We start from the raw sequence: 25028 nt of genomic DNA, 5'->3' as shown, positions 1-25028 counted from the left end.
ATGCGCTAAACACCCCGCCTGCCTGTAGGCCCCTGTGAGCCTCTCTGAGCCGCTACCCGCTACGCTGGCCCGCGTTTTCCCGGCGAGCCCCGTTAGACCCGCGTTAGAAAAGCGAGACGGGGCATTGCCACCCGAGGGCGGTGGACGATAGGGGCGCTATAGTGAATGATGAGCCGCATTCGATAACACAATGACGCAGGGATGGGTTCGGTATGGAGGAGGTGAAGGACGATATGTTGCGCTTGCACCTGGTGTATGACGGTCCCGCCCTGGAAGAGCATCGGATGGACGTGCGTGCCCTCGCTCCGGCGCTGTTAGCCGTGGGTGACCTGGTCGAGCGCGCCAACGAGATCCTCAACGGCGACCAGGCCAAGGTCAGCGTCAACGTGCATGCCTCCTTCAAGACCGGCTCCTTCGGCGTCGACCTGGAAACCATGCAGACCCTGTGGGGCCGCATACAGGACCTGGTCAGCAACCACCATGTCACCTCGATCGCGACCCTGTGCGGCTTGCTCGGACTGACCGCCCGGGATGCCGCGCGAAGCGTGGTCGCCGTGGTGCGCTGGATGCGCGGCCGCCAGATCACACGGGTCGAGCCGCTGGGCGATGGCGTCGTCCGCCTGCACATCAACGATGAGCACCTCGATACCGAGGAACGCATCATCCAGCTGGTGCGCGACTACAAGCTGCGCAAGGCGCTGGAGGGAATGATCAGTGAGCCCCTGGAGCGTGAGGGCATCGATTCGGTATCGGTGCTGCCGCGCAAGGGTGGCGAGGTGGTCATGCACGTGGAGCGCGACGAGGCCCCTTACTTCAAGGCGCCGCCGGCAGAAGACGAGATCCTCGATGAGGATACCTTCGTGGCCAACCTGCAGGTGGTCACGGTGGCCTTCCAGGATGGCAACAAGTGGCGCTTTACCGAGGGTGGAGGCGGTAACGCCTTCTTCGCCAACGTGCTGGACGAGGCCTTCCTGAAGCGCGTGCAGCTCAATCAGGAGAACTTCGCCAAGGATGACATCATCCGAGCGAAGGTCTGTCGCCGTCAGCGCATCACGCCCCAGGGGCTTCGCGCCGACTACGAGATCCTGGAGGTCATCGACCATCGCAGTGCCTCGCCGAAGGTGCAGTTCGGTATCGACTTCGGCGATCCGTCGTGATTTCTTGACCGCCTGAGGCGCCACCCCTGGCGCCTTCAGGACCTCCAAATTTCCCAAGCCCCTTTAAATCCGCCCCCCGGTTCCCGGGCGCCATGCTGCGCCCATGACCACGCAACGCTCCACCTCACCCCTGGCCGCTCTGGCGGCTCGCCCGGCACAGCCCGTTGCCGCTTGCGCCTTGGCCGTTAGCCTCGACCGGGGTGAGGCCAAGACGCGGCTGATTCCCGCCGGGCAGTTCGATGCCCCGCGGGGCTCGATGCGCGGTGGCGGTCCCTGGCGCCTAGACGAGACCCATGCCCGCCGCATCATCGAGATGGCGGCGGCGCGCGGTACCGACATCGTCGTCGACTATGAGCATCAAACCCTGCTCAGCGAGAGCAACGGCCAGCCGGCCCCGGCGGCCGGCTGGGTCGACCCGCGCTCGCTGGAGTGGCGCGACGATGGCCTCTATGGACGTATCCAGTGGACGGCGGCTGCCAAGCGGTCCGTGGCGCCTGGCCCCGAGGGCGAGCCCCCCGAGTACCGCTACCTCTCCCCTGTATTCCCGTATGCCGCCGAGACCGGCGACGTGCTGGACCTGCTGCACCTTTCCCTGACCAACAATCCCGCCATCAGCGATGGCGATGCCGTTCTGGCTGCCGCCCGCCGTGCGGCTGCTGCCGAGCCTCACGATCCCCATGCCACCCATCAAGAGGATGACGCTGTGAACCGTGAACAGCTGATTGCCCTGCTCGGCCTGGCGGCCGACGCCACCGACGAGCAGATCGAAACCGGACTGGCCGCCCTCAAGGCCCAGGCCGATACCGCCCACACCCTGCGCCAGGCCCTCGACGTGGGCGAAGGCGACGACCCGGCCGCGGCCGTGGCGGCGCTGAAGACTCAGGCCAGCCAGCGCGCCAACCCGGACATGAGCCAGTACGTGCCCAAGGCGGTGTATGACGAGGCCGCCCAGCAGCTCGCCGCGCTCAAGGCCGGCGGCGACAACGCCGAGCTCGACCGCCTGATCGAGGAGGGCCTGGCCGACGGGAGAATCCCCGGCCAGGCCACCGCGGACTGGCTGAAAACGCAAGGCCTGGCCGCCTGCAAGGCGCATCTGGAGGGCGCGCCCGCCATCGCCGCGCTGAAGGGCACCCAGACTCAGGGCCGCCAACCCGAGGGCGACGCTAAGGCCAAGGGGGCGCTCTCCGAGGCCGAGCTGGCGGTGTGCAAGGCCATGGGGTTGACCGCCGAGGCCTACCGCGCGGCCAACCCGGTCGAGTAACCCGCCACCCGGATCGCCAACGAGGAGAGTGCCGTCATGGCCACCACCAAGAACCGCAACACCCCGACCCGCGCCGGCTTCCGCCGTAGCGCTCCTGTCGCCGCTGATGCCGTGTGCCATGCCGGCGCCATCGCTGTGCTCAACGCTACCGGCTACGCCGAGCCGGCCAGCACTGCCACCGGCCTCACCGCCCTGGGCGTGTTCCACCACTACCAGGACAACACCGGCGGCGCCGATGGCGACCAGACGGTCGAGATCGAGCGCGGCTTCTTCCACTTCGCCAACTCGGCCGGTGCCGACGAGATCACCCGCACCCTAATCGGCTCGGTCTGCTACCTGGTCGACGACGAGACCGTGGCCGCCACCGACGACACCGGAGCCCGCAGCCCGGCCGGCATCGTCGACGACGTCGACGCCCACGGCGTCTGGGTGTGCATCGATCCCACCAACGGCGTCGCCGCCAGCGCCTGATAGGAGCCTCGAATCATGAACCTCACCAACGCCAACCTGCAGGTCCTGTTCCAGGCCTACAAGGCCAACTTCCAGCAGGGCTTCAGCTCGCTGGGCGAGCAGGCCGCGCTATACGAGCTGTTCTGCACCGTGGTGCCCTCCAGCACCGCCGTGGAGGTCTACCCCTGGCTCAAGAGCCTGCCGCGCATGCGCGAGTGGCTCGGCGACCGCATCATCCACGGCCTGGAAGGCGCGGACTTCTCGATCCGCAACCGCAAGTTCGAGCTCTCCACCGGTGTGCCCCGCGACAACATCGAGGACGACACCTACGGGCTCTTCGCCCCGGTGTTCGAGGAGTACGGCCGCAGCTCCCGCGAGCATCCCAACGAGCTCGCCGTGGAGGTCCTGGAGGCCAACCCCGAGTGCTTCGACGGCCAGCCGCTGTTCGACACCGACCACACGGTGCTCGACGAGGGCGGCCAGGAGATCTCGGTCTCCAACGACATGGGTGGCAGCGGTGATGCCTGGTACGTGATGGACCTCACCCGGGTGATCAAGCCGATGGTGTTCCAGCGGCGTCGCGACTACGACTTCCGCGCCATCACCAACCTCAACGACCACCAGGTATTCATGACCGACAACTTCGTCATGGGCGTGGATGCCCGGGTCAACGCCGGCCCCGGCCTGTGGATGCTGGCGGTGCGCTCCAACCAGGAGTTCAACGCCGACAACTACAAGGCCGCGCGCAAGGCCCTGCAGGCCATGAAGGGCGACCACGGCCGACCGCTGGGGCTGCGCCACAGCCACACCATGGTGCCCACCAGCATGGAAGGCGAGGCCCGCCGGGTGCTGCAGAACCAGCTGACCACCGGTGGCGAGACCAACGAGTGGGCCAACACCTCGCAGCTTATCCTCAACCCCTGGCTGGCCAGCGCCTGACGCTGCGCTGAGGTGATCTGAGCCGGTGCCGCCGCCCATCCGGGTGGCGGCCCGACAAGACCCACAGGAGAGCCCCATGACCACCCGCAAGCGCAACACCAAGCCCGCCGAGGCGAAGGCCAGCGAGTCGACCCCGAACACCCAGGCCGCGCCCGCCCAGGGCGAGGCCGTACCGAACACGGATGCAGCCACCGCCACGGATGGCCCTACTCAGGACGCCCAGCAGGATACCCCGCCCGCCGCTGGCAAGGAGGCAACCGGCACCAAGGATGGCGCCACCAACGCCAAGGCGGCCAATGGCGAGATCCCGGCGCTGTTCGTGCGCACCAAGCGGCGCTTCAAAAGCCGCCGACGCGCCGGCCACCGCTTCGATCGCAACGGGCATGGCATCGCCCTGGAGGCGCTCTCCGCCGAGGAAGTCGCCGCCCTCAAGGCCGACCCCGCCCTGGAGGTGGAGGAGTGCACCTTCCCGGCAGAGCCGGACGAGCCCGAGACAACCTGACCACGGCAACCGCCGCAGGAGGTGATCCATCTCCAGGCCGGGCTCTGGAAACCCGGCAGCCGCCGGCCCGCCGCGAGGCGATCAGGCGGCCTTTCATCCACCCAGCAGGTAGCGCGCCATGTCCTACATCACCCTTCAAGACCTGACCCGGCGATTCGGCGAGAGCGAGATCCTCGCCCTGGCCGATGACGGCACCGGCCAGGTCGACCAGGAGGAGATCGACCGCGCCATCGAGGACGCCGGCGGCGAGATCGACGGCTACGTGGCGGGCGGCGGCTACACGGTGCCGCTCTCCCCGGTGCCGAAGATCGTCGCCAGCTACGCCTGCGACATCGCCCGCTACCGCCTGTATGACGACGCCGCCACCGAGCAGGTGACCAAGCGTTACGAGGACGCCATCCGCTTCCTGCGCATGGTCGCCAAGGGCGAGGTGCTGCTCGGCATCGGCATCGAGGACGGCGGCGAGACTGCCGGCACGGTGGAGTTCCAGGTCGGCCGTCGGGTGATGCCGGGAGGGGGGTTCTGATGAGCCAGGCACTGCACCACGCCGACTACCTGGTCGCCGGAGGGCGGATCATTCAGCGGCTGGAAGATCTGCTCGAGGATCTTGAGGAGCTGAAGGTGTTGTCGGCGGCGGATCTCGCCGAAGTGGCCGAGCAGGCCCAGCACACCCCGGCGGTATTCGTGCTGTATGCCGGCGATGTGGTGCCGGGTGGCGCCGCCACCGACCAGGGCGACTATCACGTGCTTCGGCAGCGCTGGCTGGTCGTGCTGGCGGTGCGTTCCCCGCGCAAGCAGATGGGCGGGCAGAGCGTGCGCGATGCGGCGGGACCGATCCTGTCCCGCACCCTGCAGGCGCTCTCCGGCTGGCGGCCCGGGCCAGGCTTCGGCCCGCTAGTGCGGGTTAATGCGCCGGCGCCGGCCTACCGCCGCGGCGGCTATGGCTATTTCCCGCTGCAGTTCGAGGCCGTGCTGGCCACCCAGGCGGCATCGGTCGACTGATTCGGCAGTATCACCCAGGAGAGAGAACCGTGAGCACCAAGCCCCACACCACCAAGACGCCGGCGCCACGCCGCGAGGTCGATCTGGCCAAACCCATCATCCAGGGTGGCCGCGAGTTCAAGCCCGGCGACAAGGAAAAGCCGCGCCTCACCGAGGCGCAGATCGCGCGGCTGACCAAGAGTGGACACGTCAGTGCGAGTGCCAAAGGCGTCGCGAAAGCCAGCGCATCCACCCCCCAGGAGGGCTAAGCCATGCCGCAGTCACTGGACAACCTCAAGATCGTCGTGCCCGCGGGGCGCGTGTATTTCAATGCCCAGCGGCCCGACGGCAGCTACGAGGGCTACCGCTATCTGGCTCAGACGCCGGCCTTCACGATTACCGCCCAGGGCGAGAACCTGACCGTCGATGAATCGGACGGGCCAATCGCTGAGCGTATCCGCGACATCCCGATCCGGGTGACCCGCTCCGGGCGCACCACCCTTCGCGACATGGCGATCGCCAACTACGCGCTGTTCATCATGGGTGAGACATCCGAGGTCAACCAGGCATCCACCCCGGTGACCGACGAGGAGCACGAGGTGATGCCGGGTCGGTTCTACCAGTTGGGGCAGAGCGCCGCCAACCCCGGCGGGGTGCGCAACGTCGCCTCGGTGGAGGTCACCGACGAGACCGATACCACCACCTATGTGGCGGGCACCGACTACGTGGTGCATGCCGAGATCGGCATGATCGAGGTTCTCGAGGGTGGCGCCATCACCGAAGAGACACTGCATATCGACTATACCCCCGCGGAGGAGACCCGCCAGCGGGCCACCAGCAGCCAGCAGGGGGCACGTATGGGCGAGATCCGGTTCGTGGCCAACAACACCGATGGGCCCAACAACGACATCTTCGTGCCCCATGCCAGCCTGAGCCCCGATGGTGAGCTGCCCATGAAGGGCCGCGATAACCCCCAGGAGATGCCCTTTACCATTTCGGTGCAGAGCCGTCCGGGCTACGCCCAGGTGTATGTCGATGGCCGCGCAGCACCTGCCAGCTGAAGGGTGAACCATGACTGATCAGACCGAGACCGGCACGGATGCTGAGATCCTGTTCCCCGATGTGGTGGTGACGCTCTCCAGCGGCGAGCAGGTCACGGTGCGCGAGTTCCGCTACCTGGAGGGGCTGCGCGCCTGCGCCCTGGCTCGGCCGCTGCTCGATCGGCTGCGTGAGCTCGGGGCGTCCGCCGCCACCCAGACGGTGATCGAGACCCTGCTGCTGGAGCACTGGGAGACCTGGACCGAGCTGCTGTGCCTGGCCTGCGATCGGGACAGGCGTTGGCTTTCCCAACTGGCCGATCAGGACGGCATGACCCTGACCATGGCGTTCTGGAGGGCCAACAGCGGTTTTTTTATGCGTCGGCTGGTGTTGCATTCGGGGGCGGAGCGGACCCTGGGGGCAGTGCTGGCGACCCTGTGCCCCTCGCCGAGCTGTTCGATGAGCTCGTCGGCGCCGGCTACGGCCGAGACCCGCGAGAGATCGCCGACCGGCTGACCCTGCGCCAGGTTCGCCGGCTGTTTCAAGCCGTCGAGCGCCGTCGTGACCGCCAGCGCGCCGATCTGATCGAGGCCGTCTCTGTCGCCTGGGGCGCCAATCCAGCCGATGTCATCCGCCAGCTGCGCGATGGCGTAACACATACCTAAGGAGTCACGAAATGCCCCCTCTTACGCTGGGCGACCCTCACCCCTTCTGGATGCCGCTGATCGTCGAGCATTGCGATGATCAGGCCGAGCCCGCCGCCATGCGTTTCGATCTCCAGGTGCTCGATGTGGGCCGCAAGGCCTGGCAGCAGCTCATGGTGAAGCTGGACGAGGTAGTGGCTGACGCCACCACCAGCGAGCAGGAGCAGGAGGAGGCCGTGGCCGCTCTGCTGCTTCGCGTGATCCTCGATTGGCGGCACGTACAGGACGAGCACGGCAATCCGCTGTCATTCACTCCCGAGGGCTTCCGCCGCCTGCTCGACATCCAGGGCATGGCCCTGGCCATCGTGCAGGCCTACGACAACAGCTGCCCCCGGGCGATGCCCGGCGGCGCAGAGTCGTGAGCTAACCCATGGCCATGGCCGGTAACGACCTGCGCCTCGGCGTCCGCCTAGAGGCCGACCCCAGCAACCTGCGGGCAGGCACCGAACAGGGTGTGCGTGAGGTGCGGCGGCTGACCGAGCAGACCCAGCGCAGCGGCCAGCAGGCCCGGGGCGCTGCCCGCGAAACCCGCAGCTTCAGCGACAGCATGCGCAATGCGGCCTCGGCCTCGGCGGTGCTGCATGGCCCGCTGGGCGGCGTCGCCAGCCGCTTCTCCTCCATTGCGACCCTGGCGAGCAGGGCCGGCGTGGCCATGGGGGGCGCCGGCCTGGCGGCCAGCGCCGGGGTGATGGGGTATGTCTCCTTCACCCGAGCCGCTGGCGAGGCCGAACGTCAGCTATTGCGAATCGAAGCGCGCCTGCAGGCCACCGGCAACGCCGCCGGGGTGTCGGCGCAGGAGATCAATGCCTTCGCCCGCCAGCTGGCCGAGGACACGCTGACCTCTGCCGGCGCCGTGCGCGAGGCAGCCGCCGAGCTGCTCGGCTTCAGCAATGTGACGCGCGAGGACTTCTTCCGCACCCTGACCCTGGCCCAGGATCTGGGGGGCAACCTGGCGAGCAATGTCCAGCAGCTTGGCCGCGTGCTGGAAGCGCCTGAGGAGGGGTTGGGCCGCCTGGCGCGGCGCATGACCGACCTCTCCTTCGAGCAGCGCGAGATGATCCGGGAGATGGTCGAGAGCGGGCGCCAGGCCGAGGCCATGGGTGTCATCCTCGAGCACCTCGAGCGCCAGATCGGCGGCACCGGGGCCGGCGAGGCGGCGGGGCTGGCGGGCGCGACGGATACCCTCGGCGAACGCTGGACGCGGCTCAAGGAGAACCTGGGCGATACCGGCCCGGTGACCAATGCCACCAACGCCATGTCCGGGCTGCTGGGTACGCTCAACCAGTACCTGGAGGCTCGCCGAGGGCTCGAACAAGAGGGGTTCTCCGGCCTACCAGGGCCGCTCGGGCTCGGCGTGACAGCGTTGCAGCTGCGCAACCGGGCTGGGGAGCCGACCACCCCTCGGGTGGATACGTCTGGCCCCGAGGCGCTGCAACGCGCCCAGCAGGCGGCAGAGGCGGCTGCTGGGCGGCGTCTGGATCGTATTCGGGAAATCGAGAGCGAGGCCAATAACGAGCGCGTCGAGATCGAGCGCACGGCGAACGAGCGCATCATCGCAGAGCGTGATCGCATGCTGCGCGAGCTGGAGGGTCTGGCCGCCCAGGGCGGCATCAATGACGCCGACCTGGCCAGCGCCCGGGCTTCGGTAGAGGCCCGCGCCGCCGCCGCCATCGAGGCCGCCGAGCGCCCGGCCCGGGAGGCGGCTGAGCGTCGCGCCCAGGCTGAGGCCGAGCGGGCCGCCGGCCAGGCGGCAAGCAACCAGCAGGTGCTGCAAGGGCTGCAGCGCGAAAAGCAACTGTTGGACACGCTGGCCGGTACCGAGCGCGATCGCGCCCAGGCCATGGATGCCGCCGCGGCGCGCCTCAACGAGTTTGCCAGCCCCGCCCAGATCGAGCAGGCCCGCACCCTGGCCGGTCTGATCCATGACGCCATGGAGGCGGAGCAGCGCCAAGCCGAGATCCGCGCCGCCCAGGATGACCTCGACCTGCGTATCGCCCAGCAGCAGTTGCTCGCCCAGTTCGCTGGCGAGGAAACCCAGGAATATCGCCTCCAGGCCGCCCTACTGGAGCTCAAGCACCGCGTCGGCGAGGTAGGCGCCCGCCAGTTAGAGGAGCAGGTACGGCTCGCCCATGAGCTGACCCGGGCGAACCAGGAGCAGCTAGAACAGCAGCGCAACCTGGAAGGTATCCTCGATCGCGCGGATCCCACCCGGGCGCTCGAGCGTCAGCTGGAGCTGATCGAGGAGCTCAAGCGTCAGTTCCCCGAGTACGCCGCCGCCCTCGACCAGGCCTATGCCCAGGTCAGCCAACGCATCGAGGAGATCAACCGGGGGCTGCTCAGCACCACGGCCATCAATCGCCAGTTCACCTTTGGCGCCGCGCGTGGCCTGGATTCGTTTGCCGAGGATCTCGCCAACGGCCGCAACGCAATTGATTCCCTAGCCGACGCCTTCCGCCAGTTCGCCGCCGACTTCCTGCTGCAGATCGCCCGCATGATTGCCCAACAAGCCATTTTCAACGCCCTGCAGGCAATGGGCGGCGGCAGTCCGGGCGGGATCATCTCGGGCTTGCTGCAGTTCCACGGCGGCGGCGTGGTCGGCCAGGGCGGCACCTCTCGCGACCTGTTTGGCACCGCGCGCCGCTACCACACCGGCGGTATCGCCGGCCTAGCCCCCGACGAGGTGCCGGCCATCCTGCGCCGGGGCGAGGAGGTGCTGACCGCCGCCGATCCGCGGCACCGCGACAACCAGGGCGGCGGCGCGCCCAACGTGAGCGTCAAGAACGTCAACGTGTTCGACGCTGTGGACGTGCTTGAGCAGGCCATGGCGGACACCGCGGGCCAGAAGGTTCAGCTCAACTACGTGCGCTCCAATCGCAGTGCCTGGCGCAACGCTCTGGGCCTCTAGGCCTTTCTCCATAGGGATACACGACGATGCCGTTCCGCTTCCTCAACAACTATGCCACCCAGCTCGCTGAGCCGCTGACGATCGGACAGACCAAGCTCACCATCATCGGCAGCGGCGACGAGTTCGCTGATGCCTCGCCCAGCACGCCCTACGCGTTGACCCTGGTCGAGCGCAACATCCGCGGGGTCGACCTGCGCCGCGAGATCGTGCATGTGACCGGCCGGGCCGGCAGCGAGCTGACGGTGCTGCGCGCCCGCGAGGGCACTGGCGAGGACGACTGGCCTCAGGCCACGCCAGCGGAAGCCCGCCAGACGGCCGAGGGGCTGAATGAGGCCGCCCAGGCGGTCGCCGAGCATGAGGCCGAGGCGGATCCGCACCCCCAGTACGAGCAGGCCATTGAGGGAGCCAGCTACGCCCGCCAAGTGGCGCTATATGCCGGCCCCCTCGACCTCACCGACAACACCGCTTTCGTCGAGATCGCCGTGCCGGCGGGGCATCAGTTGTTCCTGGATGCCCTAGACCTGATCGTCGAGGCCGCCGATAGCGTGAGCGGCATCCCCGAGTTGCAGGCCGGCCCTGACGACCAGGCGCCGAGCGACTACCTCGCCGCCACCGCCGTCAGCGTGGATGCCACAGGCGAGCGTCAGGTAGAAAGCCCCGGGATGGCCGCCGCGGTGACGGCAGTGCGCGTCAGCGTGGCCACCGCCGGCAGCGGCACCGCCTGGTCGGTGCGCCCTGTGCTGCGCGGCTATCTGATGGAGGTGTGAGGTGCTCAACGCCTGGCCGGTCAACACCCAGATCCTGCATGGCGCCGATGCCCTCGAGACCGAGGGGCCGGTGGTGCCGCCCGACGGCGAGCGGCGCGCCTGGCCCTTCGCCATCGCCTGGCCGCCCAGCGGGCAGAGTGTGCAGGAGCGCTACCGCTACCTGACCGAGATCCAGGTCTCGCGCTCCGGGCGTGAGTTCCGTAGCGCCCGGCGCAGCCGTCCCCGGAAGCGTCTGGAGTTCAGCTGCGTGCTGCATGATGGCGGCCTGGCCACTTGGCAGGCCTTCGTGCATCGCGCCCTGGTCCAGAACCTGGTGGTGCCCCAGCACCACCTCGTCCGCCATCTACCCACCGAGATGCCCGAGGGCACCGGCGCCCTCTATCTCGAAGACTCCCCCGACTGGATGCTGCCCGGCCTAACCATCGTCATTGGAGATGGGCCTCGGCGCGAGGCACTGACCATCGGAGCCGTATCCGGCGACGTGAACTACTTCACCGGCCAGAGCCAGCGCAGCTGGCCGGCTGGAGCCCCGGTGTATGCCGGTTTGATCGGAGTGCTCGACCAGGCCCACCAGGCAGAGCTGCTGACTGCCATGGTGGCGCGCCTGGATCTCACCTTTTACGTGCGGCCGCTCTCCGAACCGGCGCCGTCGCCCGCCGAACCCGCGCTCACCTTCGATGGTCGCGAGGTGTTCCTGATGCGTCCCAACTGGGCGCAGCCGGTGAGTCAGTCCTGGGTGCGCCCGGTCGACGAGCTCGACTACGAGACCGGCCCGACCAGCCGCTACTCGCCGGTGCCCTTTGCCGCGGACACCCTGCAGGCGACCTACGTGGGCGCCACTCGCGAGGAGGTGCAGGCCATCGTCGACCTCTTCCACCGCATGCGCGGCCGCCAGGGCGAATTCTATGCCCCCAGCTGGCTGCCGGATCTCACCCTACGAGAGGGCCTGACCGCGGGCGCCACCACCCTGCGGGTGCAGGGTAGCGAGGTTGCCGAGGTCTACGCCGCCAGCCTGACCCATCGTGCCCTCTTTGTGCGCTTACGGGGCGGCGAGCTGCTGCTGCGCAAGGTGCAAAGCATCGGCATCGTCGACGATACCCAGGGGAGGGATTCGGTCATCAACCTCGACAGCGCCTGGAGCGACAGCGTGCCGGTGAGCCAGGTAATGATGGCCGGTTGGCTGCTGCTACGCCGCTTCGCGTCAGACGATCTCACCGTGGAGTGGCGTACCTCGGCGGTGGCCACCGTCCAGTTCGGCATGGTCACTCTGGAAGCGCTGCCCGCAGAAGCGTTAGACACGGGAGGGTTCTAACAGTGTTCGAGACCTTCTTCACCAGCCGGTCGCTCTCCCGCCCGGTCTACCTCTACGACATCACCTTCGCCGAAGGGGATGCGGGGCGTCTGCGGCTGACCTCGGCGGGCACGCCGATATTCACCAACGGCGGACGCTACGACCCCGCCCAGATCAAGCACGGCGAGATCGAGAGTTCGGGGACGCTGGACAACGCCACCCTGGAGGTCAAGACGCCGCGCTTCAACCCGCTGGTCGAGGTGTTCCGCGTCTACCCGCCGGAGCAGGTGGTCAACCTGGTGATCTACCGCGGCGAGCTGGACGACCCGGAGGCCGAGTTCACCGCCGTGTGGTCGGGCCGCATCCTGAACTTCGGCATGGAGCTGCTGGAGGCCACCTTTAGCTGCGAACCCATCGCCACGGCGGTGCGTCGCCCGGGGCTGCGCCGCAACTACCAGTACGGCTGCCCGCATGTGCTCTACGGCCCCCAGTGCCGCGCCGACAAGGCCGCCGCCAGTGTCGCCGCCAGTGTCGCGGCGACGGACGGTTCGGTGGTGACCCTCAACGCCGGCTGGAACGCCCACCCGACCGCCAAGTACCTGCGCGGCATGCTGGAGTGGCAGACCGAGGCGGGCACCACCCGGCGCACCATCCTGCAGGTGATCTCGCCCACCGAGCTGCTGCTGGCGGGGGTGGTGCGCGACCTGGCCCCCGGCACCGAGGTGACGGCGGTGCTGGGCTGCGGGCGCATGGGCGACGACTGCCTGAACCTGCACGGCAACATGCTCAACTACGGCGGCTGCCCTTGGATCAGCGAGATCAACCCGCTGGGCCAGCGTAGCCCGTTCTACTGAGAGGAGTTCGAGATGCCGGCTTTCCTGATCGCCATCGTGGTCGCCATCGTGCTGGCGGTGGTCGCCTACATGCTCATGCCCAAGGCCAAGACCAACACCCCGGACATGGCCCGTGACCTGGAGACGCCGACGTCGGAGGCGGGACGCCCGATCCCCGTGGTGTTTGGCGACATCACCATCAAGTCACCCAACTGCCTGTGGTACGGCCAGGTCCAGACCACGCAGCACGAGATCAACGTATGAGCGAGGAGCGCTTTACCCTCGACGACGTGATCCGGGCGGGCGGCTGCCCCGCGGGTATCCGCCGCTGGTTCACCGCCCGGGGTGACGACCTGCCCCCGGGGGTCGAGCTGCGCAGCTTCCTGCGCGAGGGCATCACCCTCGACCAGGCGCGCGCCTGCCGGGACGGTTTCGTGGACCGGGCGATTCGCCTGAAGGAGACGCGTCATGGGCGGTAGCAGCAAGCCGAAGATGATCGTGACCCGCTACTACCTGTCGGGTCACTGGGGTATCTGCCAGACCGCCGACGCGGTGCGAGACATTCGCATCGGCGAGAAGATCATCTGGAAGGGCATGGCGCGCAACAACGGCACCGTGAACATCGCCCGGGAGGGGCTGTTCGGGGGCATGAAGAAGGAGGGCGGGGCCAAGGGGGGCATCGACATCATGCTCGGCCGGGACAACCAGGTGCCGCCGAAAAGCCTGATCTCGCGGCTCAGGATCGCCGCCGCCAACGTGCCGGGGTTTCGCGGCATCACCTCGCTGATGTTCCACGGCGGCGCCTTCTGGGACGGTGACGTCTACGGCGACCCGGTGGGCGGTGACGGCGGCAGCGACTACGGCGAGAGTCGGACCATCTTCGGCATGGCGACCTCGGTGTTCGCCCGCCTGGCCTATCGCAACTCGGCCTTCTACTGGGGCACCCAACCCTATTTGAAACCACTCTGGGTCACCGTGCAGCGCATTCCAGTGCGAGAACTGCACTCCGGTACGGCGGAAATCCCCCGTCTGTCTGACAACCCTGACTGGGCGGCATTCTATGAAGGCTTCGAGGCCGGGCTTGACGGTTACCTCTCCTACGAGGACTTCGGCAACGTCAACGATCCGGCGGACCCCTTCAGTTACTTCGACGTCGTAGACGGTTACCTCGGCGCCGGGCTCAGGGTGGGCCCCATCCCGGCCAACGCTTACACCACACACCCCAGCGTCTACAAGGCATTGCAGGTGGTGGCACCGCTGACCCGGGTGGAGTGTAAGATGCGCCTCGACCAACTGGAGGCAGATGATTCGGGCTGGCTGGTGCTCAGGGACGCCAACGGAAACTCCGTATTTAACGTCAGCGCCGGACGGGACTCGGGGGTGGACGCGCTACAGCGCCCCACGGTCAGTTTCATCTACGCCGCGGGCAACCTGGGCACGGCGCTGGGCTCCGGCCCCCTGGAGATTGGCGTCTGGTACACCTTCGTGGCGGAGTTCAACCCCGCCACCCAGACGTTCACCGCCCGGATTGTCCGAACAGACACGGGAGCCGAGTTTGGCAGCATGCAAGTGCAAGTGCCGGAGCCCTTGCCCGTCAGCACGGTTCACATCGAGTCAGATGCCTCCGTCTCCCGAGCGGCCGGCGCATCTACGTGGGATGAAATTCATGTCTTGACCGGAACCCCGGTGGTGGACGCCAACCCGGCCCACGTTATCTACGAGTGCTTGACCGACACCGACTGGGGGATGGGCGCCAGCCCGGGGGACCTCGACACGGCCTCTTTCCAGTCTGCCAGCGTCCGCTTATTCGAGGAGGACTTCGGCATCGCCATGGCCTGGATGGCGCAGTCTAGCATCGAGGACTTCGTCAACGACGTGCTGGCACATATCCAGGGGGCGATCTTCCCCCACCCGCGCTCCGGCAAGATCACCCTCAAGCTGCTGCGCGACGACCTCGACCTCGACAGCCTCAAGACCATCACGCCGGACAACGCCAACCTGCGCAGCTTCTCGCGCAAAGGGTGGGGGGAGACGGTCAACGAGGTGGTGGTGACCTGGACGAACCCGATCACCGAGAAGGAGGAGACGGTCTACGCCCAGGACCTCGCCAATATCGCCCAGCAGGGTGGGGTGGTGTCGTCGAGCAAGAACTACCACGGGGTGCGCACGGCGACCCTGGCCAGCCGTCTGGCCGAGCGCGACCTGCGCGAGGAGAGCGCCCCGCTGTGCGCCTGCGAGGTGGAGGTCAACCGCGAGTTCTGGGACGTGACGCCGTTCGAGGGCATCAAGGTGACCTGGCCGGAATACGGGCTCGACGAGCTGGTGATGCGGGTGATGAAGGTCAACTACGGCGACTCGGCCTCGTCGACGATCCGCCTCTCGCTGGTGGAGGACGTGTTCTCGCTGCCGCTGGCCAGCTACATCGCGCCGGTCACTGGGGAGTGGCAAGACCCGTCGGTGCCGCCGGTGCCGGTTTCCGCCGCCCGCCTGATGCCGCCGCCCGCCTGGGTATCGGCCCGCCTGGGTATCGGCCTCGACACGCTAATCCACTCGGACACCGGCATCGTGCCGCTGGCGGTCAACCCGACCACCGCGGAGGGCGCGACCTACGACGTGCTGCGCGAGACCACCACGGCCTCCGGCGAGGTCCAGTGGGAGCAGGAGCTGGGCGACGTACCGTTCCCCGCCACGGCCGAGCTGCCCGCCGAGCTGCCCGCCGAGGTGACAACGACCGGGCTGCTGCTGGCGGGGATGCTGGGCGAACCCCCCATGACCGAGGACATGCTGCTGATCGGCGACGATGACCTCCCGGACGAAGCGCTGGAGCTGGCGCTGGTCGTCGCCACCGACCCGGAGACCGGCGGGCTCACCCTGCGTCGTGGCGTGCTCGATACGGTTCCCCGGGCCTGGCCGGCGGGCACCAGGGTCGCGGTGACCCGCGAGTTCCACTGGCGCCCGCTGCCGCGCACTTTCCTCGACGGGCAGAGCGTGACCCTCAAGTTCCTGGTCAGTACCCCGGGCGGCATGCTGGAGGAGTACGAGGCGCCGGCGTTCACCGGCCTGGCCGTCGCACGGCCGACGCTGCCTACGCGCCCGGCCAACCTGCGCGTCTTCGGCGACCTCTACCCCGACCCTGACCACTACCCGGAGTACCCGGTGACGATCACCTGGAGCCACCGCAACCGGCTGCTGGAAGATTCGGTGATGCTGGCCTGGGACGAGACCGGCATCCCGGTAGAAGCGGCCGTCGAGTTCCGGGTGCGGGTCGAGGCGATCCAGGAAGACGGCACGGTGGACGGCACGGTGGCCGACGTCACCCAGGCGGGCACCAGCTACGAGCTTCCCGAGGGTGCCATCCCGGCGGGGCTGATGGGGAGCCCGTTCATGCGCGCCACGGTCACCGCCCGGCGAGACGGATTGGATAGTTGGCAGTCGCCGTCGATCCGCTTCCGCGGGCCGCTGCGTCCGCCGCAAATCATCTGGGTGGAGGCGTCGTTGTTCGCCCCTGAAATTATCGACGTAGAACCTACCTGAGAGGTCAACATGCCCCTTAAAATCGTGTTTCGAGAGTTCAATGCCAGCGAAGACGGGTTGCGTTTCTACGTCAGCTCGACGCCCATTGATCCGGGTAATCCCCCGGTCCCTGTCGACGAAACGGGCGACAGCACGACGCTCACCGACGAGTCGGCCTTGTTCGGGGCGAATGCCGTCAGCCACACCGTGTCGTGGGACGAGACGCAGAACGCTTTTGTACGTGTGGCGGCGTTCAAGGGTGATAACGAGGTTGCCAGTCAGGAGTGGTACTACGAGGCCGACGGGTCCCAAGTGCCCCTGGCCGGTCTGGACTTCTGGTATCCGCTGACCAATGTTTCCGGTGGGACGGTGCCTGATGCCATGGGCACCTATGATGGTCAGTTGATGGGGGGTGCCACCGTGGTCGCCGGGGCTTTGGGCGGGTCGGCCATCGACTTCGACGGTGACGGTGACTACCTTGCCACCGGCTATCGGACGTCCGGTGGCAGCTACACGCTCAGCCTGTGGGTAAAGCCCCGCTCCCTCAACACCACAGACAATCCGGTCCTTTACGCCGAGGTATCGAATACCGCCAACGACATCGGCGCCTTCCTGTGGGTGACTTCCTCGAACCAATTGGAGTTCGGACACTTCAAGCAGGTCAGCGGAAACTATGACGGCGTCTCTGCCGGGGATTTCTCCCTCTATACCGGAGGCATGGTCCACGTATGCGTGGTCCGGGAGGACGGGGTTGCCCACCGGGTGTACCTCAACGGGGAGTTGGCGGCCGAAGGTCCCTGCACGTCCGTCACCGGCCAGGCATCGTACCCCGGCACGCTAGGGGGCAACCCTGACGCAATGAACCCCGGCCCGCGCTGGTTCGACGGCATCATCGAACGGGACGTTCGTATGTACAACCGAGTTCTCGATGCGGCGGAAGTCCAGCAGCTCTACGCGGAGCACGCGGCGGACGTCCCGTTCACCCTGGACGAGAACTTCGTGTTCACCGACGAAGGGGACGACCTCACCCCCTGGAGCCAGGTTTCCGGCAGCAACACCGTCTCGACCGCGGGCAGCGAGGTGTACCTGCCCGCGGGGTCGTCCAGCAGTCCCTCAACTGCGAAGCGAAGCCTCAGCATCCCGGCGATGGCCACCGACTCGCTGATCTTTGTCAAGATGCGCGCCTCTTACCTGTCCGGCAAGCACGCCTACTTGTTGTTCCTGAACGGATCAACCCAACTCCTGTACCTTAATTTCGGGTACGACTGGGTGGCCGGGGCTACTAGCCTGGGGACCGTCAGCGTACTGAATACCGTCAACACGGTTACGCGCGTTCTCGAAACGGGGGTGGACTACTCAGCACCCCGGGAGTATGCGATCCACATTGATCGCAAGTTCGACCAGATTTCCTTCTACCTCAGAGAGCCCACCGGGTGGAAGTTGTTGAACTCGATGCCGTACTTCTCGGCGTTCGGGGCGGCCAATGAGGTCAGGCTTGTCCAGGGTGCTTCGAGCGGGGATATGGAGATCGCCCTGGACTACCTTAGCTGGGCGCGCCCGAACTTCGCTTCCATCGGGGACAGCATCACCGCGGGTCACAACTTCTTCGACCCCGACCCAACCTTTTACGCCGGCATCGACGATGTGCGTAATTCTTGGCAGGGCCACTTCCAGTTTGCTGGATTGCGCAACAATTTCGTCGTCAACAAGGGGGTCGGAAGCAACACCAGTGCCATGATCACGAGCCGGATCGGAGATGCCGCCGGGCTGGGGGCGAAGTACGTGTTCGTCCAGGCGTCCAACAACGACGCCTCTGGGGTTCCTCAGTCAACCCGGACGAGTAGTATCCAGGGGTCGGTTGACGCGGTGACGGCTTCCGGCGCCCGTTGCGTGCTTTATAACGCTATCTATCCGAACGCCAACAACGCCAACCACCCCGGCAGTGCAGCGTATGCTCAGGACTGGTGGGAAAACTACCGCTCTCAGGTTACTGGCGTCTATCAGGCTATCGACGTGATGGCCGCCCTGGCCGATGGGGCTGGGTACATCGACCCCGCCTACTGCGAGAGCGATGGTATCCACCCGAACGCTGCGGGTTTCGGTGTGATGGGCGATTACTTCCAGACCACGTTCAGCCACACGGAGTAGCCACACCAGGCATCGGCGCCCGCCGCGCTGCGCTGATCGGACAGGAAGGCGTGCTCTCCGCCCAGATCGCCGAGGCCGAAAGTGCGGACGAGGTGGAGGCGGTGGCGTGGGCGGAGCCGGAGGAGGTTTAGGTTGGCGATCCATCCTCAGCTCTAGCGGACCCGCTGGTTCCTCAGTGCCAAGTCTGCCGCGAAATTCATCCAATCACCTCTCCCTGCCCTTGTGCCAAATATACCGCGAGGCTGTGCCAATTGCGCCGCGCGGTTACACTATCTGCCACGGATCGTCTTCGAGTAGGGATCGGCATCAACAGCCTGGCCCCGAAAACACGAAAGGGCCTGCGACATCGTCGCAGGCCCTTGAATTCGTGGCGCGCCCGACAGGATTTGAACCTGTGACCCCTGCCTTCGGAGGGCAGTACTCTATCCAGCTGAGCTACGGGCGCGCAGTGCCTGGCGCAGACACCAGGCGGTCGACATCCTAACCGCCTCGCCGGCGCCTGTCCAGAGTGGGCCGGCCGCGTCGCCGGGGCCTCTCATGCGAATGGCGGGGGGTGCAGCATTTTCCAGCCGCCGGGGATGCCGGTATACTGGACCGCACTAAAATACGCGTCATGGCGTCTTCCGGCCGCATCGGCAACCGGGCCTGCGCCGCGAACAACTTCATACAGGACCGTCAAGAGGTGGTGAGAGTGAAATCCAGCAAGCTGATCATGGGGTGCCTGGCCACCCTGGGCCTGACCGCCGGCATGGCTTCCGCCCAGGCCAACGTCGACCGTGACGCCATCGCCGAGCGTCTCAAGCCGGCAGGCCAGCTCTGCCTGCAGGGCGAAGACTGCGGCACGGCGGCCTCCGCGGACGTCGCCCCGGCGGCCAACGGCAACGGCGCCGACAGCATCGACGGCGGCGCGATCTACAACCGCGTCTGCATGGCCTGTCACGAGACCGGTGCCGCCGGCGCGCCGGTGCGCAGCGATGCGGATGGCTGGGCGGCACGTATCGATCAGGGCTGGGATACGCTGCTCGATCACTCCATCAACGGCTTCAATGCCATGCCGGCTCGCGGCGGCAACCCCAACCTCTCCGACGAGGAAGTCGCCGCGGCCACCGCCTACCTGCTTGAGCCGGTGATGGATGTGCCGGAGCTGGGCGGCGCGGCGGAAGAAGCGCCCGCCGAGGAAGCCCCGACCGAGGAGGCTGCCGTTGAGGAAGAGGCCGCCAGCGACGAGGCCACCGAGGAAGCCGCCGCCGAGGATGGCGCCAATGGCGATGCCCCCTCCCATGCCGGCATCGACGGCGAGGCGATCTACAACCAGGCCTGCATGGCGTGCCACATGACCGGCGCCGCCGGCGCCCCGATCAAGGGCGATGCCGACGCCTGGGCCGCCCGCCTGGAGCAGGGCATGGAGACCCTCTATGACCACTCCATCAACGGCATCGGCGCCATGCCGCCCAAGGGCGGCAACATGAGCCTCTCCGATGACGACGTGAAGGCCGCGGTGGACTTCATGGTCGAAGCGGTGCAGTAAACAGTTCTCGATCTGCAGAACCGCAAGCGGGGCGCCTCAGGGCGCCCCGCTTGCGTTTGAGGGACCAGGACGACCTATGACCGGTGATAGCCCTCGGCCCAGCAGAGAGCCCTCAGCCGAGTAAAGAGCCCTCAGCCCAGTAGAGAGCGCAGCCCGGCAATGGCGTCCTGGCCGCGGGCCTGCTTCTTCTCCGGGTCCTCGCGGTCCGGCCGCCCCTCCCACTCCAGATCACCCGCCGGCAGCTCGTCCAGGAAGCGGCTCGGCGCGCAGTCCATCAGCTCGCCGAAGGCCTTGCGCTGGCGGGCCAGGGTCAGGGTCAGGGTACGCCGGGCCCGGGTGATGCCCACATAGGCCAGGCGGCGCTCCTCCTCCACGGTGCCCGCCTCGATGGCGTTGCGGTGAGGCAGCAGCTCCTCCTCGAGCCCCATCAGGTAGACGTGGGGAAACTCCAGCCCCTTGGAGGCGTGCATGGTGAGCAGCTGGACGCGATCGGAGTCGTCCTCCTCCGCCTGCTGCTCGAGGATGTCGCGCAGCACCAGCCGGGAGATGGCCGCCTCCACGCTGTCGGTCTCGGTCTCCTCGGAGGCCATGCTCTCCTCGGGGTCCGACTGCATCGACTTCTCGAGCTGGTCGATCAGGATCCAGACATTGGCCATGCGCCGCTCGGCGATGGTGGGGGCGCTGGCGTTCTGGTAGAGCCAGGCCTCGTAGTCCATCTCGCGCAGCATGTCGCGGATGGCGGCGATGGCGTCGCCCTGGTCCATGCGCCGCCGTACCCCGTCGATGAAATGGGTGAAGCGCCCCAGCCGCTCCACCGCCCGTGTCGGAAGCACCTGCTCCAAACCCAGCTCATGGCAGGCGGCAAACAGCGAGATGCCGCGTCCGGTGGCCGGGTCGTTGGCATAGTTGGCCAGCTTCTCCAGGGTGCCGGGGCCGATCTCCCGGCGCGGCACGTTGACGATGCGCAGGAAGGCGTTGTCGTCCGCCGGGTTGATCAGCAGTCGCAGGTAGGCCATGGCGTCCTTGATCTCGTTGCGCGAGAAGAAGGAGGTGCCGCCGGAGAGCTTGTAGGGCACCTGGTAGTGCTGCAGCTTGAGCTCCAGCAGGCGGGCCTGGAAGTTGCCGCGGTAGAGCACCGCGAAGTCGCGCCACTCGGCCTTCTCCTTGATGCGCCGGGTGAGGATCTCGCTGGCCACCCGCTCCGCCTCGGCCTCCTCGTGGCGGTTGACCACCACGCGGATCGGCGCTCCCTCGCCCATCTCCGACCAGAGGGTCTTCTCGTAGACGTGGGGGTTGTGACTGATCAGGGTATTGGCGGCGCGCAGGATGGTGCCGGTGGAGCGGTAGTTCTGCTCCAGCTTGACCACCTGCAGGCGCGGAAAGTCCTCGCCCAGGGTCACCAGGTTCTCGGGCCGCGCGCCGCGCCAGGCGTAGATCGACTGGTCGTCGTCGCCCACCACGGTGAAGGTCTGGCGCTCTCCCATCAGCAGCTGCACCAGCTGGTACTGGCTGACGTTGGTGTCCTGGTACTCGTCCACCAGCATGTAGTGGATGCGCTTGCGCCAGCGGGCCAGGGCCTCGGGGTCGTCGCGCAGCAGCACCACCGGCAGCAGGATCAGGTCGTCGAAGTCCACCGCGTTGTAGGCCTTGAGGTGGCGGTTGTAGGCCTCATAGACCCGGGCGGCGAAGAGCTCGTCGTCGTCCGCGGCGTGGGACATCGCCTGGCCCGGCAGCACCAGGTCGTTCTTCCAGGCCGAGATCTGGTGCTGCACCGAGTTGATCGCCTCGGCGTCCACCTGGGCGTCCTTGTGCATCAGGTCGCGCAGCAGCGCCTTGGCGTCCTCGGGGTCGAAGAGCGAGAAACCCGCCTTGTAGCCCAGCGCCTTGAGCTCGCGGCGGATGATGTTGAGCCCCAGGGTGTGGAAGGTGGAGACGGTGAGCCCGTGCCCCTCGCGCCCCTTGAGCATCTGCCCCACCCGCTCCTTCATCTCCCGGGCGGCCTTGTTGGTGAAGGTCACCGCGGCGATCCGCCGGGCGCTCATCCCGCAGGCCTGGACCAGGTAGGCGATCTTGGTGGTGATGACACTGGTCTTGCCGGAGCCGGCGCCGGCCAGCACCAGGCAGGGGCCGTCGATATAGCGCACCGCCTCCTGCTGGCGGGGGTTGAGCCGGGCCAGGCGCTGCTGGATGGTGACAGGAGCATTCATCGCACGGGCCTCGCAGAGTCCACCGCGGCAGCGCCGGGAAAGCCCAGCTGTCGCCAGGCCTCATAGACCAGCACCGCACAGGCGTTGGAGAGATTCAGGCTGCGGCTCTCCTCGCGCATGGGGAGGCGCAGCCGCTGTGCCTCGGGCAGGGCGTCGAGCAGCGCCTGGGGCAGGCCGCGGGTCTCGGGGCCGAACACCAGGGCATCGCCCTCGCCATAGGTCGGCTCATGATAGCCGGTCCGCCCCCGGGTCGACACGGCAAACACCCGAGCCGGCGCGGCCGCCTCGAGGTAGGCCGCCCAGTCGGGGTGCACCCGCACCGCCGCCCACTCGTGGTAGTCGAGCCCGGCGCGGCGCAGGCGCTTGTCGTCCAGCACGAAGCCCAGCGGCTCGATCAGGTGCAGGCGAAAGCCGGTGTTGGCACAGAGCCGGATCAGGTTGCCGGTATTGGGCGGGATCTCGGGCTGGTAGAGGACGACATCGAGCATGCGGGGTCCGGTAGGGGGTCCTGTAACGCAGGCGGGCCCCATGACGGGGCCCGCAGCGGCGAAACGATGGTGGGGGGCGTCAGAAGCGCAGGCGCACGCCGACCTGGGCGCCGCGATCCAGGGTGCGGGTGCCGGCGTCGTTGTCGAAGTCGGCGCCCAGCTGGCGCAGGCCGAGGTAGCCATCCACGTTGGGGGTGAAGGCGTAGCGGGCGCGCAGGCCGATCTCGTAGCCGTCCTCCAGGTCGCGGCTGGAGACCACGCTGGGGGTATAGAAGCCGTAGCCGCCCAGGGAGACCTCGGGCAGATTGGGCAGGTAGACATAGCCGTAGCCGCCGAGACCCAGGCCACCGCCCTTGCCGTAGTCGGTGTCGTACTGAGTCCAGCGCGCCCCCACGCCCACCTCGTGGTCACGGGTGTGGTTGGCGCCCATCAGCTGGGCGTGGAACACCGTGGCGTCCTCGCGATACTCGCTGTGGACCACCCCGCCGCCCAGGCTGATGCCGTCCACCACCTCACCGGCGGCCTCGAACTGCACCGCATCCGGCCCCAGGTTGAGATCCAGGCTGGCCGCCTGGGCCAGGCCCCCAGCGCCCAGCAGGGCCAGGCCGGTCAGCAGCGTCAGTGTCGTTTTCATCTCGCTCTCCTTGTCTATGGCCCGCTCTATGGCGGGCTTAACCCTTGCCTGCTGGTGCGCTCGCGTTCAGGCGGCCGTGACGCCGTAGCGTGCCCGGTAGTCGCGGATGGCGGCGGCATGGCCGCGCAGCGACTCGCCGGCCTGCTCTTCAAGATAGGCCAGGACCATGTCCAGCGTCACGATGCTGACCACCGGCATGCCGAAACTGGCCTCGACCTCCTGAATGGCGCTCATGCTGCCCTGGCCACGCTCCTGACGGTCCAGGGCGATCACCACCCCGGCGGCGCGGGCGCCGGCCGCATCGATCAGGCCCATCACCTCGCGGATGGCGGTGCCCGCGGTGATCACGTCATCGATGATCAGGATATTACCGGAAAGCTCGGCGCCGACGATATTGCCACCTTCGCCGTGGGCCTTGGCCTCCTTGCGGTTGAAGGCGTAGGGCAGGTCGCGGCCGTGATGATCGGCCAGGGCGACGGCCGCGGTGGCGGCCAGCGGAATGCCCTTGTAGGCGGGACCGAAGAGCACGTCGAAGGCCGGGGCACGGTCGACGATGGCGCGGGCATAGAAGCGCCCCAGCCTCGCCAGGGCACCGCCGGTGCGGAACAGCCCGGCGTTGAAGAAGTAGGGGCTGACCCGGCCCGACTTCAGGGTGAACTCGCCGAAGCGCAACACCCCCTGCTCGATGGCGAACTCGATGAATTCACGCTGGTAGTCCTGCAGCGCAGGCGTGCCGGATTGCTCCACCTCTGGCTCCTATCATCTTTATTGGCGCGGGCCATTTACCCAAACGTCGAAACGTCGGGTATCATACACGCGCGACGGTAAAGGGACCACGTATGAAAATTGCCACAGTCAATGTCAACGGTATCCGCGAGGCGGTCGGTCGAGGCTTTCTCGACTGGCTGGCCAGCCAGGATGCCGATGTCGTCTGCGTCCAGAACCTCAAGGCCAAGAGCTTCGAGCTGGACGACAGCATCCTCTACCCGGAAGGCTACGAGGGCTACTTCCTCGACGCCGAGCAGGACGGCTTCTCCGGGGTGGGGATCTACTGCCGGAAGATTCCCAAGGCCATCATGTACGGGCTGGGCTTCCCCCAGTGCGACCATGAGGCGCGCTTCCTGCAGGCCGACTACGACCGCTTCAGCATCGCCAGCTTCCTGATGCCCGACGGCAGCGATTTCGCCGCCAAGGAGGCCTTCATGGCCCAGTATCAGGAGTACCTGAGCAAGATGGCCCGCAAGCGCCGCGAGTACATCATCTGCGGCACCTGGCACATCGCCCACAAGACCATCGACCTGGAGAACTGGGCCGACAACCAGGACACCCCCGGCTTCAAGCCCGAGGAGCGCGCCTGGATGGATCAGGTCTTCGGCCCCACCGGCTTCATCGACTGCTTCCGCGAGATCAACCGCGACGCCGGCGAGTACACCTGGTGGCCCAAGCTCGACCAGGACGTGCCGCGCTCCCGCCAGGAGGGCTGGCGCATCGATTACCAGGTGGTGGGCCCCAACTTCCGCCGCCACGTGGTGGACGCCTGGATCGACTACGACGCCACCTTCTCGGAGTTCGCCCCGCTGATCGTCGAGTACGACCTGCCGATCTGACGCCCCTCCCCGTCGCCGTTCCGGTTCACCGGAACGCATCACGCCGGCCACCATGGCCGGCGTGATGCGTTGGGG

General features: G+C 67.4%; 25 protein-coding genes and 1 tRNA gene. 21 read left to right on the top strand and 5 right to left on the bottom strand.

Annotated elements, in window-relative coordinates; translation table 11 throughout:
* The first annotated feature begins 233 nt into the window (after positions 1-233).
* From D1793_RS05000 to D1793_RS04915, 19 genes are all read left to right on the top strand, one after another.
* The gene (locus tag D1793_RS05000; protein WP_162899911.1) at positions 234-1157 is read left to right on the top strand and encodes a hypothetical protein; all 924 of its coding nucleotides are present in this window, start codon (positions 234-236) and stop codon (positions 1155-1157) included.
* 103 nt (positions 1158-1260) lie between these two features.
* Complete coding sequence (locus D1793_RS04995; protein ID WP_119021164.1) at positions 1261-2418, top strand: phage protease; 1158 nt, start codon at positions 1261-1263, stop codon at positions 2416-2418.
* A 36-nt stretch (positions 2419-2454) separates the two neighbouring features.
* Positions 2455-2889: a hypothetical protein gene (locus tag D1793_RS04990; RefSeq protein ID WP_119021163.1), complete on the top strand. Its 435-nt coding sequence runs from the start codon at positions 2455-2457 to the stop codon at positions 2887-2889.
* Positions 2890-2904: 15 nt separating this feature from the next.
* On the top strand, positions 2905-3807 hold the full coding sequence (locus D1793_RS04985; protein WP_119021162.1) for a Mu-like prophage major head subunit gpT family protein: 903 nt from the start codon (positions 2905-2907) through the stop codon (positions 3805-3807).
* A gap of 76 nt (positions 3808-3883) precedes the next feature.
* Complete coding sequence (locus D1793_RS19660) at positions 3884-4309, top strand: hypothetical protein (RefSeq protein ID WP_205527627.1); 426 nt, start codon at positions 3884-3886, stop codon at positions 4307-4309.
* A 118-nt stretch (positions 4310-4427) separates the two neighbouring features.
* The gene (locus D1793_RS04975) at positions 4428-4835 is read left to right on the top strand and encodes a DUF1320 domain-containing protein (protein WP_119021161.1); all 408 of its coding nucleotides are present in this window, start codon (positions 4428-4430) and stop codon (positions 4833-4835) included.
* Positions 4835-5311 carry a hypothetical protein gene (locus tag D1793_RS04970; RefSeq protein ID WP_119021160.1) on the top strand — a complete coding sequence of 159 codons (477 nt, stop codon included), beginning with the start codon at positions 4835-4837 and terminating at the stop codon, positions 5309-5311. The genes D1793_RS04975 and D1793_RS04970 overlap by 1 nt, the downstream gene beginning before the upstream one ends.
* Positions 5312-5340: 29 nt before the next feature.
* Entirely contained in the window at positions 5341-5559 is a 219-nt protein-coding gene (locus tag D1793_RS04965) for a hypothetical protein (protein WP_119021159.1), read from the top strand.
* 3 nt (positions 5560-5562) lie between these two features.
* Positions 5563-6351: a hypothetical protein gene (locus D1793_RS04960; protein WP_119021158.1), complete on the top strand. Its 789-nt coding sequence runs from the start codon at positions 5563-5565 to the stop codon at positions 6349-6351.
* 10 nt (positions 6352-6361) lie between these two features.
* A complete protein-coding gene (locus D1793_RS04955; RefSeq protein ID WP_119021157.1) occupies positions 6362-6844 on the top strand; it encodes a DUF6631 family protein in 483 nt (160 codons plus the stop codon).
* Positions 6845-7004: 160 nt separating this feature from the next.
* Positions 7005-7394 (top strand): hypothetical protein, encoded by a 390-nt coding sequence (locus D1793_RS04950; RefSeq protein ID WP_119021156.1) that lies wholly within the window; start codon positions 7005-7007, stop codon positions 7392-7394.
* Positions 7395-7402: 8 nt separating this feature from the next.
* Complete coding sequence (locus D1793_RS04945; protein ID WP_119021155.1) at positions 7403-9937, top strand: phage tail length tape measure family protein; 2535 nt, start codon at positions 7403-7405, stop codon at positions 9935-9937.
* A gap of 26 nt (positions 9938-9963) precedes the next feature.
* The gene (locus D1793_RS04940) at positions 9964-10704 is read left to right on the top strand and encodes a hypothetical protein (protein WP_119021154.1); all 741 of its coding nucleotides are present in this window, start codon (positions 9964-9966) and stop codon (positions 10702-10704) included.
* Position 10705: 1 nt separating this feature from the next.
* Entirely contained in the window at positions 10706-12016 is a 1311-nt protein-coding gene (locus tag D1793_RS19370) for a hypothetical protein (protein WP_162899910.1), read from the top strand.
* A gap of 2 nt (positions 12017-12018) precedes the next feature.
* Complete coding sequence (locus D1793_RS04935; RefSeq protein ID WP_162899909.1) at positions 12019-12849, top strand: phage BR0599 family protein; 831 nt, start codon at positions 12019-12021, stop codon at positions 12847-12849.
* A 12-nt stretch (positions 12850-12861) separates the two neighbouring features.
* Positions 12862-13092 carry a hypothetical protein gene (locus D1793_RS04930; RefSeq protein WP_119021152.1) on the top strand — a complete coding sequence of 77 codons (231 nt, stop codon included), beginning with the start codon at positions 12862-12864 and terminating at the stop codon, positions 13090-13092.
* A complete protein-coding gene (locus tag D1793_RS04925) occupies positions 13089-13307 on the top strand; it encodes a hypothetical protein (RefSeq protein ID WP_119021151.1) in 219 nt (72 codons plus the stop codon). The genes D1793_RS04930 and D1793_RS04925 overlap by 4 nt, the downstream gene beginning before the upstream one ends.
* The gene (locus D1793_RS04920) at positions 13297-16362 is read left to right on the top strand and encodes a phage tail protein (protein ID WP_119021150.1); all 3066 of its coding nucleotides are present in this window, start codon (positions 13297-13299) and stop codon (positions 16360-16362) included. Before D1793_RS04925 ends, D1793_RS04920 begins: the two co-directional genes overlap by 11 nt.
* Before the next feature lie 9 nt (positions 16363-16371).
* The gene (locus D1793_RS04915; protein ID WP_119021149.1) at positions 16372-18489 is read left to right on the top strand and encodes a LamG-like jellyroll fold domain-containing protein; all 2118 of its coding nucleotides are present in this window, start codon (positions 16372-16374) and stop codon (positions 18487-18489) included.
* 368 nt (positions 18490-18857) lie between these two features.
* On the opposite strand, the gene D1793_RS04910 is transcribed toward D1793_RS04915, so the two are convergent.
* Positions 18858-18934: transfer RNA gene (locus D1793_RS04910), tRNA-Arg, on the bottom strand.
* 246 nt (positions 18935-19180) lie between these two features.
* Here D1793_RS04910 and D1793_RS04905 point away from each other — a divergent pair.
* Positions 19181-20017 carry a c-type cytochrome gene (locus tag D1793_RS04905; protein ID WP_119023578.1) on the top strand — a complete coding sequence of 279 codons (837 nt, stop codon included), beginning with the start codon at positions 19181-19183 and terminating at the stop codon, positions 20015-20017.
* 131 nt (positions 20018-20148) lie between these two features.
* Here the strand turns inward: D1793_RS04905 and rep are convergent, their stop codons facing one another.
* From rep to pyrE, 4 genes are all read right to left on the bottom strand, one after another.
* On the bottom strand, positions 20149-22224 hold the full coding sequence (gene rep / locus D1793_RS04900) for a DNA helicase Rep (protein WP_119021148.1): 2076 nt from the start codon (positions 22222-22224) through the stop codon (positions 20149-20151).
* A complete protein-coding gene (trmL, locus tag D1793_RS04895; protein ID WP_119021147.1) occupies positions 22221-22712 on the bottom strand; it encodes a tRNA (uridine(34)/cytosine(34)/5-carboxymethylaminomethyluridine(34)-2'-O)-methyltransferase TrmL in 492 nt (163 codons plus the stop codon). Before trmL ends, rep begins: the two co-directional genes overlap by 4 nt.
* Before the next feature lie 79 nt (positions 22713-22791).
* Positions 22792-23346: a YfaZ family outer membrane protein gene (locus D1793_RS04890; RefSeq protein ID WP_119021146.1), complete on the bottom strand. Its 555-nt coding sequence runs from the start codon at positions 23344-23346 to the stop codon at positions 22792-22794.
* A 66-nt stretch (positions 23347-23412) separates the two neighbouring features.
* Entirely contained in the window at positions 23413-24093 is a 681-nt protein-coding gene (pyrE, locus tag D1793_RS04885; protein WP_240407777.1) for an orotate phosphoribosyltransferase, read from the bottom strand.
* A 92-nt stretch (positions 24094-24185) separates the two neighbouring features.
* Between pyrE and D1793_RS04880 the strand changes: the two genes are divergently transcribed.
* Positions 24186-24953, top strand: coding sequence for an exodeoxyribonuclease III (locus D1793_RS04880; protein ID WP_119021145.1), 768 nt, complete (start codon positions 24186-24188; stop codon positions 24951-24953).
* Positions 24954-25028 lie beyond the last annotated feature (75 nt).

The organism is Halomonas sp. JS92-SW72, assembly GCF_003547075.1.
Taxonomy (GTDB): domain Bacteria; phylum Pseudomonadota; class Gammaproteobacteria; order Pseudomonadales; family Halomonadaceae; genus Halomonas; species Halomonas alkalicola.
Note: the sequence above shows the minus strand (reverse complement) of the source record. Positions and strands in the feature narration are given on the sequence as shown.